The 14,752-nt window shown below is 63.6% G+C and carries 12 protein-coding genes; 10 read left to right on the forward strand and 2 right to left on the reverse strand.

Annotation, left to right across the window (positions count from 1 at the left end; all coding sequences use genetic code 11):
• Window positions 1–34 precede the first annotated feature (34 nt).
• Window positions 35–1,333, reverse strand: coding sequence for a DUF362 domain-containing protein (locus BB347_RS14725; protein ID WP_076582771.1), 1,299 nt, complete (start codon window positions 1,331–1,333; stop codon window positions 35–37).
• Window positions 1,334–1,504: 171 nt separating this feature from the next.
• On the opposite strand from BB347_RS14725, the gene BB347_RS14730 reads away from it, so the two are divergent.
• From BB347_RS14730 to BB347_RS14760, 7 genes are all read left to right on the forward strand, one after another.
• Window positions 1,505–2,614 carry a mandelate racemase/muconate lactonizing enzyme family protein gene (locus tag BB347_RS14730; protein ID WP_076582769.1) on the forward strand — a complete coding sequence of 370 codons (1,110 nt, stop codon included), beginning with the start codon at window positions 1,505–1,507 and terminating at the stop codon, window positions 2,612–2,614.
• Window positions 2,611–3,822, forward strand: coding sequence for a mandelate racemase/muconate lactonizing enzyme family protein (locus BB347_RS14735; RefSeq protein ID WP_076582767.1), 1,212 nt, complete (start codon window positions 2,611–2,613; stop codon window positions 3,820–3,822). Before BB347_RS14730 ends, BB347_RS14735 begins: the two co-directional genes overlap by 4 nt.
• Window positions 3,823–3,956: 134 nt before the next feature.
• Window positions 3,957–4,943 (forward strand): hydroxyacid dehydrogenase, encoded by a 987-nt coding sequence (locus BB347_RS14740; RefSeq protein WP_076582765.1) that lies wholly within the window; start codon window positions 3,957–3,959, stop codon window positions 4,941–4,943.
• A gap of 218 nt (window positions 4,944–5,161) precedes the next feature.
• Window positions 5,162–5,983 (forward strand): fumarylacetoacetate hydrolase family protein, encoded by an 822-nt coding sequence (locus BB347_RS14745; RefSeq protein ID WP_076582949.1) that lies wholly within the window; start codon window positions 5,162–5,164, stop codon window positions 5,981–5,983.
• A gap of 92 nt (window positions 5,984–6,075) precedes the next feature.
• A complete protein-coding gene (locus tag BB347_RS14750; protein WP_076582763.1) occupies window positions 6,076–6,507 on the forward strand; it encodes a universal stress protein in 432 nt (143 codons plus the stop codon).
• Window positions 6,508–6,694: 187 nt separating this feature from the next.
• Entirely contained in the window at window positions 6,695–7,909 is a 1,215-nt protein-coding gene (locus tag BB347_RS14755; protein ID WP_076582762.1) for a CaiB/BaiF CoA transferase family protein, read from the forward strand.
• Between the two features lie 78 nt (window positions 7,910–7,987).
• Window positions 7,988–9,316, forward strand: coding sequence for an aminotransferase family protein (locus tag BB347_RS14760; protein WP_076582760.1), 1,329 nt, complete (start codon window positions 7,988–7,990; stop codon window positions 9,314–9,316).
• A 30-nt stretch (window positions 9,317–9,346) separates the two neighbouring features.
• Here the strand turns inward: BB347_RS14760 and BB347_RS14765 are convergent, their stop codons facing one another.
• Window positions 9,347–10,333, reverse strand: a complete 987-nt coding sequence (locus BB347_RS14765; RefSeq protein ID WP_076582758.1) for an NAD(P)-dependent oxidoreductase — start codon at window positions 10,331–10,333, stop codon at window positions 9,347–9,349.
• Between the two features lie 363 nt (window positions 10,334–10,696).
• Between BB347_RS14765 and BB347_RS14770 the strand changes: the two genes are divergently transcribed.
• The 3 genes from BB347_RS14770 (at window position 10,697) to BB347_RS14780 (ending at window position 14,715) form a co-directional block, all read left to right on the forward strand.
• Window positions 10,697–11,602 carry a TAXI family TRAP transporter solute-binding subunit gene (locus BB347_RS14770; protein ID WP_236995957.1) on the forward strand — a complete coding sequence of 302 codons (906 nt, stop codon included), beginning with the start codon at window positions 10,697–10,699 and terminating at the stop codon, window positions 11,600–11,602.
• A gap of 428 nt (window positions 11,603–12,030) precedes the next feature.
• On the forward strand, window positions 12,031–14,064 hold the full coding sequence (locus BB347_RS14775; protein WP_076582754.1) for a TRAP transporter permease: 2,034 nt from the start codon (window positions 12,031–12,033) through the stop codon (window positions 14,062–14,064).
• 90 nt (window positions 14,065–14,154) lie between these two features.
• A complete protein-coding gene (locus tag BB347_RS14780; RefSeq protein ID WP_076582752.1) occupies window positions 14,155–14,715 on the forward strand; it encodes a carboxymuconolactone decarboxylase family protein in 561 nt (186 codons plus the stop codon).
• Window positions 14,716–14,752 lie beyond the last annotated feature (37 nt).

Consider the following 14,752-nt stretch of genomic DNA (forward strand, 5'->3'; position numbering starts at 1 on the left):
TCCACTTTCTGCGTTCGTTCGATCGCGTCCCGTCTCACTCCGAGACGAACGCTTTCGTCCCGTCGTCGAACTCGAGTCGCTCGCGCTCGAGGACGCTCACGTCCTCGGAAATCTCCTCGAGCAGGGCCGGCGAGACGTGCATCTCGGAGAGCTCGGTGGTGTTCTCGATCCACGCGACCCTCACGGTCTCGGGATCGTAGCCGCCGAGCGCGGAGAGCGCGGTTCGGATCGCGAGTTCGTCGTCCGGGGCGACGACGGGGAGTTGTGCCTTCGACAGCGAGCCGCTGGTCAGCGCGTTCGCGTAGGTCTTTTGGAGGTCGAGTTGCTCGATCGCGTCCCGTCGCGTGATGTCGCTCAGACCGATGCCGTTACCGTTACCCTTCGTACTCTCGGTGAGCCCGCGGGCGTAGATGAGGTCGATCGCGGGCGTCTCCGGATCGGGGGCGTTGAGCACCTGATACCGGCCGATGACGTTCGTGTCCATGCCGGCGCCGGAGATCTCCTTGCCGATCTCGTCGACGACGAGCAAGTCGAGGTCGTCCGTCGGCAGCGTCGCCATCTCCGCTCTGGCCCGTGCGAGTAACTCGGGCTCTCGCTGCTCGAACGCCGAAGCCGAGACGCCCTCGATGTGCGCCGTCTCCTCGTCGAAGTTCTCGACGAGCGCGATCCCGCCCAGCAGCGGCGTCTCCTCCCTGACGACGGAGAGCAGCGCCTCCATCGTCTCGACGTAGCCGTGTCGGATCGCCGTCGAGTGAAACGACTTCGCGCCGGGTTGCTTCCCGAGGCCGACGACGCTCATCTTGCACAGCCCGCTCTCGAGTTTCCCCGTGAAGTTCGTGTGCGGTTTGACGCGATTGAGAACTATCACCCCGTCCGCCTCGCGAGCGACGCTCGAGAAGGAAACCGTCGTCTCCGTCCCGCCGACGGTCACCTCGCCGAGTTCGTCGACGGCCATGTCGGCGTCGATGGGCGCGCCGACGCTCGACTCCGTGACGCCGAGGGCCTCGAGGAGTTCGAGTTGGCCCTCGGGCGTCGCCCCGCCGTGACTGCCCATCGCGGGGACGACGAGGGGCTCGAGGTCTCGGGCCTTCAGCGCCGAGACGATTTCCTCGACGTAGGCCTCGAGGTAGTGAATGCCGCGACTGCCGACGCCGACGGCGACGGTCGAACCGGGCTCGAGGTCGTCGAGGGGCAGTTCGTCGAGTTCCGAACGAATCGTCTCGAGGGGATCGGAGACGGTTTCGGCCGACGGTTCGTACGCCACCCGAACGAACGGCGGCAGCGGTTGTGGGTCGATCAGGTCGTCCACGTGGGCTCGAGTGGGAAACTCCATGAGTTCGGTGTCTACGTGCGACGTTCACGCGCGTTCGTTAAAACAGTGCCGTCGGTTCGGAGGAGCGTAGCGGGACTCGAACCCGAGTACGGCTCGCCGACGGTCGCGTCGATCGCCCGTGATCTTGCCCGGACAACAAGTTATTTGAGAACAACCGTCACACATCGGCCCATGGAGATAACCAGCGTCGAATCCTTTCCGGTAGAGATTCCACTGGAATCGCCGGTCTCCTTCTCGAATCGAACGATCACGTATCGCGATCACGCGATCACGTACGTGCGAACCGACGAGGGCGTCGAGGGAGTTGGCTACTCGCTCGGCTACGAAGGTGCCCACCTGATCGCCGACGCGGTCGAGGACATGCTCGAGCCGCTGCTCGTCGGCGAGGATCCCCGAGACACAGAACGGCTGTGGCGAAAGATGTTCGACGGCAACGTCCAGATCGGCCGGCAAGGGATCTTACTCCGGGCCATCTCGAGCGTCGACATCGCCCTTTGGGACGCGAAAGCGAAAGCGGCGGGCCAACCGCTGTACAAGCTCCTCGGCGGGTACGCGGACTCCGTTCCGGCGTACGCCAGCGGCGGCTACTACCGCGACGACAAGGGCCACGAGGGGCTTCGCGCCGAGATGCAACGCTACCTCGAGGAGGGCCACGACATCGTCAAGATGAAAGTCGGCAGACGCTCGGTCGCCGAGGAGGTCGAACGCGTCGAGGCCGTCCGAGACGAGATCGGGCCGGACCGGACGCTGTTGCTCGACGCGAACGGCGTCTGGTCGAGCGCGAACGAGGCGATCAGGGCCTGTCGCGCCTTCGAACCGTACGATCCGTACTTCATCGAAGAGCCCGTGATGATCGACAAGGTCCAGGCGATGGCCGAACTTAACGAGGCCATCGCCTACCCCGTCGCGACGGGCGAACTCGAGGGGACCCGATACAACTTCGCGCGCCTCTACGACGACGGTGCGGCGAACGTCCTCCAGGCCGACGCGACGGTCTGTGGCGGCATCACCGAGTGGCTCAAGATCGCCCACCACGCGGCGGCTTACGACATCGAACTCGCCCCACACTACAACTGGAACCTCCACGCGTCGCTCGTCGGCTCGATCGAGAACGGGCTCTTCGTGGAGTACTTCTACCGCGACATGGACGTGAAGGTCTTCGACGATATCGTCGAGAACCCGCTGTCACCGGACGACACCGGGTCGATTCCGCTCCCACAGGAACCGGGCCACGGCGTACAGTTAGATACAGACGCACTCGAGACGTTCAAACCAACATGAGAGATTACTCAAACCACATTCAACACCGAGACGCGGACCGAGACGTCGAAATTACGGACATCACCGCCCACGTCGTCGAAGGCAACTTTGAGTGGAACATCGTCGAGATCGAGACGGACGCGGGCGTGACCGGCATCGGGGAATCCTACCGCGGCGGCGGCGTCCCCGAACTCGTCGAGTACACGAAACGCTTCCTGATCGGGGAGAACCCCCTCGACGTGGAGCGACTCTTCAGACAGATCGTCCAGGAGATGTCGGGCCACGGCGGGACGACGGGGAAGGTCGTCACGGCCGCCTCGGGGATCGAAATCGCCCTCTGGGACGCCGCGGGGAAGATCCTCGACGTGCCGGTCTACCAGCTCCTCGGCGGGAAGTTCCGCGACGAGGTGCGGATGTACTGCGACTGTCACGCCGGCGAGGCCTACGCCGTCGAGGACGGCTCGACCGCCTACGCCGAGGCCGAGGCGTACTCCCCGGAAGCCTACGCGAACGAAGCGCGGCGCGTCCTCGACCTGGGCTTCGACGCGCTCAAGTTCGACCTCGACCTCGAGATGGACAACGACCCCGACCCGTTCAACGGTCGCCTCTCGAACGAAGCGATCGAGCACAAGCGCCAGATCGTCGAGGCCGTTCGCGAGGAGATCGGCTACGACGTCGACCTCGCGTTCGACTGTCACTGGGACTACTCCGTCGAGAGCGCGAAGCGACTGGCTCACGAACTCGAGGAGTACAAGCTGATGTGGCTCGAGGACCTGATTCCGCCGGAGAACATGTCCGCCCAGATCGAGGTGAATCAGGCGACGACGACGCCGACGGCGACCGGCGAGAACCGCTTCCGGGTTCACGAACTCTCCGAGTTGATCTACGAGCACGGCGTCGACATCGTCACGCCGGACCCGACGACGGTCGGCGGCCTCAGCGAGACCATGCGAATCGCCGACCGAGCCGAGGAGAACTACATGCCGATCTCGCCCCACAACGTCTGCAGTCCGATCGGGACGATGGCCTGCGTCCACCTCGGCGCGGCGATTCCGAACTTCGACGTCCTCGAGTTCCACGCGCTGGAAGTCGACTGGTGGGACGACCTCGTCACCCGCGACGAACCGCTCATTCAGGACGGCTACATCGAGGTCCCCGAGAAGCCGGGGATCGGCGTCGAACTCGATCGGGACGTGCTCGAAGAACACCGGTTTGAAGGACCCAGCTAACCCACTCGAGTACGTATGAGCAATCGTGTGACGAGCCCTCGCTCGAGCGTCGCCGCCGAAGGGTGTCGATCGCAGCGCTCGAATCGGGTTCGAACGGAATGCAGCGACCGACGACTCGCGGGTGATCCGAGCCGATGAGCGACGACTGGAACGTCCTCGTCACCGAACCGATCGACGAGGCGGGTCTCGTGAAACTCGAGGCGTTCGCGGACGTCACCCGCTGGGACGAGTACGAGGCCGACGCGGACGAGTACGGTGCCGACGCGAGACTGCCGGCGGATATCGAGCGCTACCACGCCATCGTCGTCCGAACGAGTCCGATCGACGCCGACGCTATCGCGCGAGCCGACGCGCTTCGCGTTATCGCGAAACACGGCGTCGGCGTCGACAACGTCGCGCTCGAGGCCGCGAGCGAGCGAAACGTCCCCGTCGGGAACCTCCCCGGCGTGAACACCCAGGAGGTCGCCGAACACGCGCTGGCCTTGCTCGTGGGCGTCCGAAAGACGCTCCTGTCGACGAACGAGGCGCTCAAGGAGGGGAGCTGGGACCGTTCCGCGTGCCGATCGCGGACGGTAAAGGGCGACACGCTCGGGCTGTTCGGCTTCGGCCACGCCGGGCAGACGCTCGCCGAGATGGCGAACGGGCTCGGCCTCTCGTGCGTCGCGTACGATCCCTACGTGACCGACGCCGAATTGCCCCTGCACGTCACCGGCGTCGAGACGAAACGGGCGCTCTTCGAGACGGCCGACTGCGTCAGCGTTCACACGCCGTTGACCCCCGAGACGCGAGGGGCCATCGGTCGCGAGGAGCTTCGAGCGCTGCCCGACACGGGAATCGTCGTCAACACCGCACGCGGCGGAATCATCGACGAGGAGGCGCTCGAGGTCGCCCTTGAGAACGACGAACTCGCCGGGGCCGGGCTGGACGTCTTCACCGACGAACCGCCCGCGCCGGACCACCCGCTCGTGAATCGATCCGACGTGATCGCGACGCCCCACATCGCCGGCACGACCGTCGAAGCGCTTCGGCGGATGAGTCTCGGGGCGGCCGAGACCGTGCGGCGAGTACACGACGGGAAGCTCCCGACGTCGACGGTGAACGAATCGTCGCTCGAGCGTTGAGCGGCGCTTCCGCCGAGGCCGAGTGCAACCGCGATTCGCAGGTGGGTGTGTACGGATCGCACGAACCCACAATGCTTTTTAGCAGCGCCAGTGAGCCACACGTAGCGTATGACTCACTCGAGAGCGACGAACTCGCACACGGCGAGTGCAGCCAGTATTACGCGTCCGTATCGTTCACAGCTACAGCCACCGCGTCGGAGCGAGGCGAGTCCCCAACCGTGACCCGACTCGCCCGTGCGGCCGACGGCACGCCGCTACTCGGCGACGAGAACGGATTCGTCCCCCTCAGCGCCGCCGACCCGTCGCTGCAGTCGGTGCGGGACGCACTGCCCCTCGCCGCGGACGGCGAGTTGCCCGACCCGGCCGCTGCGCCGGCCGACCCAGTTCCGGCGTCGGACATCTCCTTCGCCTCGCCGTTCGCGGAGTACGGCAAGCTGTGGGGAATCGGCCTCAACTACGCCGAGCACGCCTCCGATCTCGACGAGGACCGGCCGACCGAACCGGCGAGTTTCATGAAGCCCTCCTCGGCCGCGACGGGGCCAGCGGGACCGATCCGACTCCCCGATCCGGAGATCACCGACCGGGTGACGGCGGAGGCCGAACTCGCCGTCGTCTTCGGCAAGACGTGTCGAAACGTCGACCGAGCCGACGCCGAAGACGTCGTCGCTGGCTACGTCCCCGTCATCGACATGACCTCCGAGGACATCCTCGAGAAGAACCCGCGATTTCTCACCCGAGCGAAGAGCTTCGACTCGTTCATCGTCTTCGGCTCCTCCATCGTGACGACGGACGAGGTCGACGACCTCGAGTCGATCACGGTTCAGACGGTTCTCAACGGCAGCGTCGAGTCCGAAAACGAGGTTCGGAACATGATGGCCCCGCCGATGGAACTCGTCTCCTTCCACAGCGACGTGATGACGTTCGAGCCGGGAGATCTCATTTCGACGGGAACGCCGGGGGCGACGGTGCTCTCGCCGGGTGACACGGTGACGGCGGAAGTCGACACCGTCGGTTCGGTGACGAGCGACGTCGTTCGATAACGACGGGTTTCGACCGCCGGCTCCTCTTCTTCCGGTGGAAAGGATCCCTGGACCACCACAATAGCTAACTTTCACCACACTCGTTGTGAGGTATGGTTGTCGTCGCTGCGATCGACCAATCGGAAGACGCACAGCAGATCATCGATCAGGCGCAAACGCTCGCGTCGGATATGGGGGAAGAAATCCACGTCGTCCACGCCCTCGACTCGACGGAGTTCGCCGAACTGCAACGAGAGCACGTCTCGAGCACGCCGAGCGACGAGGGGGTGCTCGTTCGCGAGCAAATCGCAGCCGAACTGGCCGACAGCGTCGTCTCGGAACTCGACGACACGACGGAGATCATCGGGTTGAAGGGCGAACCCGCGGATTCGATCGTCGAGTACGCCGAGCGAACCGGCGCCAAGTACATCGCCATCGGCGGCCGACAGCGTTCGCCGACCGGGAAGGCGCTCTTCGGCAACACGACGCAGTCAGTGTTGCTCCAGGCCGACCGCCCGATCGTCGTGGTGCCACTGGGTGAGTGATAGCGACGCGATGACGACGCAGGAAGGCGATACTGGCTCGAGGAGGTGACAACGTACGCGGTGGGGGATGGCGATACAGGAAGGCGATACTGGCTCGAGGGGTCGATGGGGATTGGACGGAGCCAGTGGTGAGCGAGAAACCTGAGCGATCAAAGACGCTATAGGTACCGGCGCGAATGCCTACCCAATGTCCGAAGAGACGACTCCTGAGAGCCTTCCGCTTTCTGGGGTCACCGTCGTCGACCTCACGCAGGTGATCGCGGGGCCGTTCGGAACGATGAACCTCGGCGATCTCGGCGCCGAGGTGATCAAAGTCGAGGCCGTCGGTCGCGGCGACCGAAGTCGGGGGATCCAGCCGACGCCGGCGTACTTCGACACGATCAACCGAAACAAACGGAGCATCGAGGTCGACCTCAAGACCGAAGACGGCCAGCAGATCGTCCGCGAACTCGTCGCCGACGCGGACGTGTTCGTCGAATCGACGAAACCGGGTCGCGTCGAGTCCTTCAACCTCGCTTACGAGGATCTCCGCGAGGTCAACGACTCGATCATCTACTGTTCGATCTCCGGCTTTGGCTCCGACAGCCCCTACGAGAACCTCCCCGCGTGGGACACGCTCGTACAGGCCATGAGCGGTATCATGAGCGTCACCGGCGAGGAAGGCGGCCAGCCCCTCTGGTCGGGCCTGCCGAGTGGCGACCTGATCACCTCGATGTACACCACCCAGAGCATCCTCGCCGCCCTCTACGCGCGCGAACGCGGTGACATCGACTCCGAGTGGATCGAAGTGCCGATGCTCGACGCCGCGATCTCGTGGCTCAGCGCTCGAGCGGGCCACACGTTCGGCACCGACGAGCCGTTTCCCCGACTCGGCACTCGCCACCCGACGATCGCTCCTTTCGGCCTCTTTTCGTGTCGCGACGAGAACATCGTCATCGCCGCCGGAACCCAATCGCTGTGGACGGACTTCTGTGCCGTCCTCGAGCGCGAGGACCTCCTGGCGGACGAGCGTTTCGAGACGATGCACGATCGGTCCCAGCACCCGGAGGTGCTGACAGAGATCATCGAAGCCGAGTTAGCGTCGGCGAGCGCCGACGTCTGGGTCGATCGACTGCAGGCCGCCGACATTCCGGCCGGCCCGATTCACGACACGAAGTCGATCTGGGCGGACGAACACGTCGTCCGGCGAAACCTCAAGCGGACGATGGAACGCGAGGGACGAGACGACGCCGAAGTGATCGATCACCCGGTTCATTTCTCCTCGCTGCAGACCCACCTCGGGACGCCCCCGGAAGAACTCGGGGAGAGCACCGACGGGCTGTTAGCACGATACGGCTACGACGAGGCGGAGATCGAACGCCTCCGAGAGCAGGGTGTCGTGGGAACCGGCGACGACGCGTAACCGAGCACTCGTTACTTTTCGCACACGACAGCGGCGCGAACACTGATTATATGTACACCCATGATATAGATTCGCAGGATGTCAACGTTGTACAAGTGGGGTGCCGGTCGCGACCCCGACCATCCCGTCATCACGGATGCCTACGACGAATACCTCGTCACCGAAGACGGCGAGGAGATCATCGACGCCGCCGCCGGAGCCGCCGTCGTCAACCTCGGCCACTCGCCCGACGGCGTCGACGAGGTCATGGCCGAACAGGCGTCTCGAGTCGGCTACACCTCGACGTCGTACTTCACGAGTCCGCCGGTCGACTCGCTCTCGGAGAAACTCGCGGCGATGGCGCCGGGATCGTTGAACACCACGTTCCTCTCGAACTCCGGTAGCGAAGCCGTCGAGTCCGCGATCAAGCTGGCTCGAGACTATCACGTCGCTCGCGGCGAGCCGGAACGAGAGGCGGTCATCGGTCGCTGGCAGGGCTATCACGGCGCGACGCTCGGTGCGCTCTCTGCCTCGGGGAACACCGGTCGCCGGACGACGTACAAGCCGTACCTGCAGGATTGGCCGAAGATCGGTCCGGCCTATCCCTATCGCTGGGAGTACTCGGGCTCGCCGGAAGAGCAGGCGGAGGCGGCCGCGGGGGAACTCGAGACGCTGATCAAACAGGAGGGGCCGGAGACGGTCGCCGCGTTCATCGCGGAGCCGGTTTCGGGCTCGAGCATCCCCGTCGCCCACCCGCATCCGCGTTACTACCAGGAGGTTCGTCGCATCTGCGACGAGTATGGCGTCCTGTTCATCGCCGACGAGGTCATGGTCGGGTTCGGCCGGACGGGAACGATGTTCGCCAGCGAGCACTTCGACGTCGTCCCGGATATGCTCACGCTCGGAAAGGGCATGTCGGCCGGCTTCGCGCCGATCAGCGCGACGATGATCCGCGACGAACTCCTCGAGTCCCTCGAGGACGCGGACCACTCGTTCTACCACGGTCACACGTTCAGCGGGAATCCGATCGCGACGGCCGTCGCCGACCACGTCGTCGACCAGTACACGCCGGAGCTGTTGGCGAACGCTCGAGCGCGCGGCGAGCAACTCGTCGACGGGCTTGCGCCGCTTCGGGACTCGTCGATCGTCGGCGACATCAGACAGCTCGGCTTGATGGTCGGCGTCGAGTTCGTCGCGGATCTCGAGACGGGCGAGCCGTTCGATCCCGATCTCGGCGTCTACAAGCAGCTATTCGAACGCGCGTTCGAGGAGGGCGTCTACACCTACCCGGGAGGTGGCAGCGTGGACGGTCACCGCGGGGATCACCTGATGCTCGCGCCGCCGTTGACCCTCGGTGAAGCCGTCGCCGACGAGATCAGCCGGACCGTCGTCGACGTCGTCAGTGAGGTTGAACGAGACCTCGAGTAGGGCCGAACAACGCGATTCGACGTCGCTCCCTTACTCGTCGTACACCTCGGGGTTGACCGTGTAGGCCGTTCGATCACCGGCGAGAACGGTTCGGATTCGCTGGCCGAGTTTTTCGACGCCGCGTTCGTGGAGTCGGTTACTCAGGCCCGCGACGTGTGGCGTCACCGTGACGAGATCCGAGTGGAGTAACGGATTGTCCGGCTCCGGCGGTTCGTTCGTCATGACGTCGAGGGCGACGCCCGCCAGTTGCTCGGCTTCGACCGCGTCGATGAGCGCGGCCTCGTCGATAACGTCGCCTCGAGCGGTGTTGATGAAGTACCCGCCAGCGAGTGCGTCGAACTCCTCGCGGCCGACGAATTCGCGCGTCACTTCGGTCAACGGCGCGTGGACCGTCACGAGGTCACTTCGCTCGAAGAGCGTGTCCGTATCGGTGAGTTCGATCCCTTCGTCGCTCACTTTGGCTGGATCGACGCGCGGGTAGATCGCCGAGTCGCGCTCGCCGGAGACGTACGGATCGGACGCGAGGACCTCCGAGCCGAACGCTCGCCGAACGGTCTGGGCGACGTCGAACCCGATCACGCCGAGACCGACGACGCCGACGGTACAGGATTGTAGCTCGAGACGCTCCGTCTCGCGCGCGCTCGCCCACTCACCCTCGCTCGTCTGATTGGCGGCGCTCGGAATCTTGCGGAGCATCGAGAGCATCAGGCCGACCGTGTGCTCGGCGACGCTCGGTCCGGGGTTGTCGGGCGAGTGCGTCACGACGATTCCGCGTTCGGTCGCGGCCTCGATATCGATGTGATCGTAGCCGGAATTGAGGACCGAGATGATCTCGAGGTCCTCGCTCTCGGTAATCACTCGTTCCGTGACGAGTCCCGGACGGACGATCAGCCCTTGACAGCCCTCGAGCGCGTCGATCAGTTCCGATTCGACGTCTCGGCGGAGTCCACCTGCCGGCACCTCGAGATCGCGAATCTCGCAGTCCTCGAGTTCGGCGGCGATGAGATCGAGGCGCATAGGATGCGATTCGCTGTGCGTAACGAGTATGCGTGTCACGTCTGGTGGTGAGTGTTAGCACGTAGTTATAGTTTCACATCGGCCCTGCCTCGAGCAACGACCGGTGTCCTCGAGCACTTCAGTCGTGTATCTGACACAATGTGACTTTCTCGACAACCGATATCGACATCAGGCGATGGGTTATCGGAGTTCAGTCCATTCTCGAATTCATTACTAGCTGTTAATATCCATATAATGTGTTTTGGGTGTGATAGGTGGTCAATACACTTATGGTGTTGTATTGGCATGGTGGATGTGAGCATGGACAATCGCTCGGATAGAAGAACGTTTATCAAAGGTGTAAGTGCGGGAAGTATTGCTGCCATGACTGGGATGGCCGGTTGTCTGGACGAGATTGGTGGTGGCGGTGGTGACGACTTCGTCACGATCGCGACCGGTGGGACCGGCGGTGTCTACTATACGCTCGGTGGCGGGATGGCTGACGTCTGGTCGGACGAGCTCGGACTGGACACGTCCGTCGAGTCGACCGGTGGCAGTGTCGAGAACGGTCGACTGCTCGCCGAGGACACCGAAGTCGCCCTCATGATGGAAAACGCGATCCACGACGCCATTCATGCCGAAGGTGACTTCGACGAGGAGATCCCGCTGCAGGCGCTCCACGGGGCGTACATGAACCCGACGCACGTCGTCGTCCAAGAAGACCTCGACGTCGAGACGTTCGACGACCTCGAGGGCCACTCGGTGTCGATCGGTGACCTCGGTAGTGCAACCGAGATGACGGCGTCCGACATCTTCGAGTTCTACGACATGGACTACGACGACGTCGACGCTCGAGAGTACTCCTTCGACGAGACGACGGACGCGATGATCGACGACCAACTCGACGCCGGAATGTACAGCGTCGGCCTCCCCGGTCCGGCGGTCGACGAACTGTTCACGCAGGCCGACGTCACGTTCGTCGAGTTCCCCGAAGAAGACCTCGAAGCGATGAGCGAGGAGTGGGATCACTACGAGCCTCACGAAATTCCAGCGGACACGTACGACGGCCAGGACGAGCCGGCACCGAACCCCGGCGTCCTCAACACCGTCGTCGTTCACGAAGACATGGACGAGGAGATGGCAAACGACCTCACGACGACGATCTACGAGAATATCGACCGGCTGGCAGACGTCCACCAGGCCGCGGACGACTTCGAAGAGTACGCCCGTGAGAGTCCGACCGAGTACCACCCAGGCGGAGAGTCTGCACTCGACGATCTGGATCTGTAACCAGATCGAATCCGAGCTATCGCCTGGTCGAACGAATGGTTTAACGCTTTAGTGCGTTGCTAGTGAACGACCTTCATAGATGAGTCGTGTTACCACACACTGTGTCGGCTCACCTGGTCTACCGGGCTCGATAACGGGAAGCAAAACACTCGAAGCCTGTCGACCGTGTATTCCGACGCGCATTGACACCGATGGCCCGCGTGTCCTTCGAACGAGGAGACTGTCCGACGCGGATGCTGGCACGGCGAGACACCCACCAGAATACACGAGAATATCTTCGATATGAGTCACGAGAATTTCGTGCGTACGCACACGACTTGCAGCCTCAATTGCGGCCTTCGATCGTGGCGAACGGACACCGACGTCGATGAATCGGTTCCGGTGATTTCCCGGCACCAAACTACTGACAGTAATAGACAGACACTGGTATGAGCACCAATAGTAACGACGGCGGAATCGGAGAAGAACTCACAGATATAGACGAATCGACGATAACGACGGGGAGCCACTGGAGCGGCACGGCACCGCGGCCGTTAGAAGGAAAGCTGAAGCTCACTGCGGTCTTTTTAGCCGTCGTCGTCGGTGCCTACCACGTCATCACGGCAGGAACTGGCATTCCGCCGGCACTGATCAACCGGCCGATCCACCTCGCGTTCCTCGGCGCGCTCGTATTCCTGTGGTACGAAAGCCACACCGGGAAACCGAAGGATTACATCCCGTGGTACGATTGGGCGCTCGCGTTCCTCACGTTCCCGGCGATCTTGTACGTCTCCTGGGCACTCACGTACGACGATCTGGCCGCCCGAACGGGGAATCCGACTGGAATCGACATTCTGTTCGGGTTCATCGGCCTCATCCTCGTCTTCGAGATGACCCGCCGGATGACCGGCGTCATCCTCCCCATACTGGCGGGCGTCTTCATGGTCTACGCCTACACTGGCCCACTGTGGCCAATGGAACTTGCCCACCCCGGATACAGCTACGAGCGCATCGTCTCCCACCTCATGCTCTCGACGAACGGCGTCTACGGCATCCCACTCGACGTGAGTGCGACGTACGTCGTCCTCTTTATCATCTTAGGGGCGTTCTTAGAGGTGACTGGCATCGGTGACTGGTTCATCGACCTCGCCTACAGCGTCACCGGACGCATGTCGGGGGGTCCCGCCAAGACGTCCGTCATCGCGAGTTCCTTCATGGGCAGCCTGAACGGCAGCGCCGTCGCGAACACCGCGACAACCGGCGCCTTCACCATTCCGCTCATGGACCGAACCGGATTCAAACCGCGCTACGCGGCGGCCGTCGAGGCGGCCGCCTCGAGCGGCGGGCAGATCCTGCCGCCGATCATGGGTGCCGGCGCGTTCATCATGGCCGCGTTCACCGGCATCTCCTACGCGGAGATCATCATCGCCGCGGCCGTTCCGGCGGCGCTTTACTTCGGGTGTATCCTCCTCTCGGTTCACTTCCGAGCCAAGAAACAGGGCCTCGAGGGACTGCCGGCCAGTCAACTGCCGGACGCTCGCGAACTGGTGACCAACGGGATTCACTACCTGCTGCCGATCGTCGTGTTGGTCTACATGCTGCTCTCGGGGTGGACCGCGATGACCGCCGGGTTCGTCGCCATCGTGTTGACGCTCCTCGTCGCGATTCCGCTCTCGTCGGTCAAACGACTCGGTCGCGCCACGGCCAACGGTGATTTCGACACCGTGGGAACGATCGGGTACAACGCCGTTCACACGATTATTCGCGCGCTGGATCGCGGTATTCGGATGACGCTGATCGTCGCGACGGCCTGTGCGACGGCGGGAATCGTCGTCGGCATCGTCACCCTGACCGGCCTCGGGTTGGTCTTTAGCTCGCTCGTCGCGACGCTCTCGCAGGGCGTCTTGCTGATCGGCCTCATCATCACGATGATCGCGTCGATCGTCATGGGCATGGGCCTCCCGACGACCGCGGCGTACATCGTCGTCGCGTCGCTGGGCGCGCCGGCGCTCATCGAACTGGGCGTCGACACGCTCCCAGCCCACATGTTCATCTTCTACTTCGCCATCCTGAGCGCCATCACGCCGCCGGTGATGCTCGCGGTGTTCACGGCGAGTGGTATCTCGGAATCGAACCCGTGGAACGTGGCGATAGACGCCGTTGGACTCGCCGCCGTCGGGTTCCTCGTTCCGTTCGCGTTCGTCTACGGAAACGAGTTGCTCCTCATCGGCGGCACGGGAGCCGTCGTCCTCGGCGTCCTCTCCGCTGGTGCGGGTGTCGTCGCCATCTCGAGTTCCCTCGAGGGATTCCTGCTCAAACGGGCCTCACGCGTCGAACGGCTCATCCTGTTCGCGAGCGGGATCTTACTCCTGATTCCGGGGGTTATGACGGACGGGCCGGCAGCGCTCGGACTCGCACTCGTGTTAGTCCGCCACTACACGTCCGAAGACGTCGACGTCTCGGCACCGGTCGGTAGCGACTGAACCACCCGACCGACGTCGGTTCGCCTTTCGATGGCTGGCCGCCTGTTCTCCGCTAGCTATATATCCTCGAGTGCCAACGGTTCGGATACAATGGCAGACAATGACTCGCCTAGGGTCCCATTTATCGCGTCTAAGGCAGCGATTCCTGAGGACCAATACCACAATTACGACAAGATCGTCGAGAGTCGCGGCGACGTGATCGGCCCCTTCGGCGTCTTATTGAACAGCCCCGAGGTGGCGGGCCGCGCGGGTCACTTGGGAACGTACATTCGATTCGACAGCGTGCTTCCCGACGACGTCCGGGAACTCGCGATCCTGACGACCGCACGCGAGTTCGACTGTCCGTTCGAGTGGGCCGTCCACGAACCGATCGCGCGAGACGCCGGCGTCAGCGACGAGGCGATCGAGGCCGTTCGCGAGCGAGTTGCCGTCGACGGCCTCTCGAGCCACGAGCGACGCATCGTCACGTTCGGCCGCCAACTGCTCGAGACGAACGAGGTAGACGACGAACGCTTCGAGGCAGCGGCCGAGCAGTTCGGAACAACTGGTGTAACTGAACTCGTCGCGACCTTCGGTTACTACAGCATGCTCGCCGTCGTCCTCAACGCCCTCGAGGTCGCCCCGGACGAGGACGCCCCGTCGCTCGGGTAAGCGACGAAGAACGTTCGTTGGGGCAATATTATCCGGT

It is taken from the genome of Natronorubrum daqingense, assembly GCF_001971705.1.
In the GTDB taxonomy this organism is placed as follows: domain Archaea; phylum Halobacteriota; class Halobacteria; order Halobacteriales; family Natrialbaceae; genus Natronorubrum; species Natronorubrum daqingense.

Coding starts and splice junctions, on each gene's coding strand:
- BB347_RS14725 (WP_076582771.1), bottom strand. CDS start 1,333: ATGGAGTTTCCCACTCGAGCCCACGTGGACGACCTGATCGACCCACAA.
- BB347_RS14730 (WP_076582769.1), top strand. CDS start 1,505: ATGGAGATAACCAGCGTCGAATCCTTTCCGGTAGAGATTCCACTGGAA.
- BB347_RS14735 (WP_076582767.1), top strand. CDS start 2,611: ATGAGAGATTACTCAAACCACATTCAACACCGAGACGCGGACCGAGAC.
- BB347_RS14740 (WP_076582765.1), top strand. CDS start 3,957: ATGAGCGACGACTGGAACGTCCTCGTCACCGAACCGATCGACGAGGCG.
- BB347_RS14750 (WP_076582763.1), top strand. CDS start 6,076: ATGGTTGTCGTCGCTGCGATCGACCAATCGGAAGACGCACAGCAGATC.
- BB347_RS14755 (WP_076582762.1), top strand. CDS start 6,695: ATGTCCGAAGAGACGACTCCTGAGAGCCTTCCGCTTTCTGGGGTCACC.
- BB347_RS14760 (WP_076582760.1), top strand. CDS start 7,988: ATGTCAACGTTGTACAAGTGGGGTGCCGGTCGCGACCCCGACCATCCC.
- BB347_RS14765 (WP_076582758.1), bottom strand. CDS start 10,333: ATGCGCCTCGATCTCATCGCCGCCGAACTCGAGGACTGCGAGATTCGC.
- BB347_RS14770 (WP_236995957.1), top strand. CDS start 10,697: ATGACTGGGATGGCCGGTTGTCTGGACGAGATTGGTGGTGGCGGTGGT.
- BB347_RS14775 (WP_076582754.1), top strand. CDS start 12,031: ATGAGCACCAATAGTAACGACGGCGGAATCGGAGAAGAACTCACAGAT.
- BB347_RS14780 (WP_076582752.1), top strand. CDS start 14,155: ATGGCAGACAATGACTCGCCTAGGGTCCCATTTATCGCGTCTAAGGCA.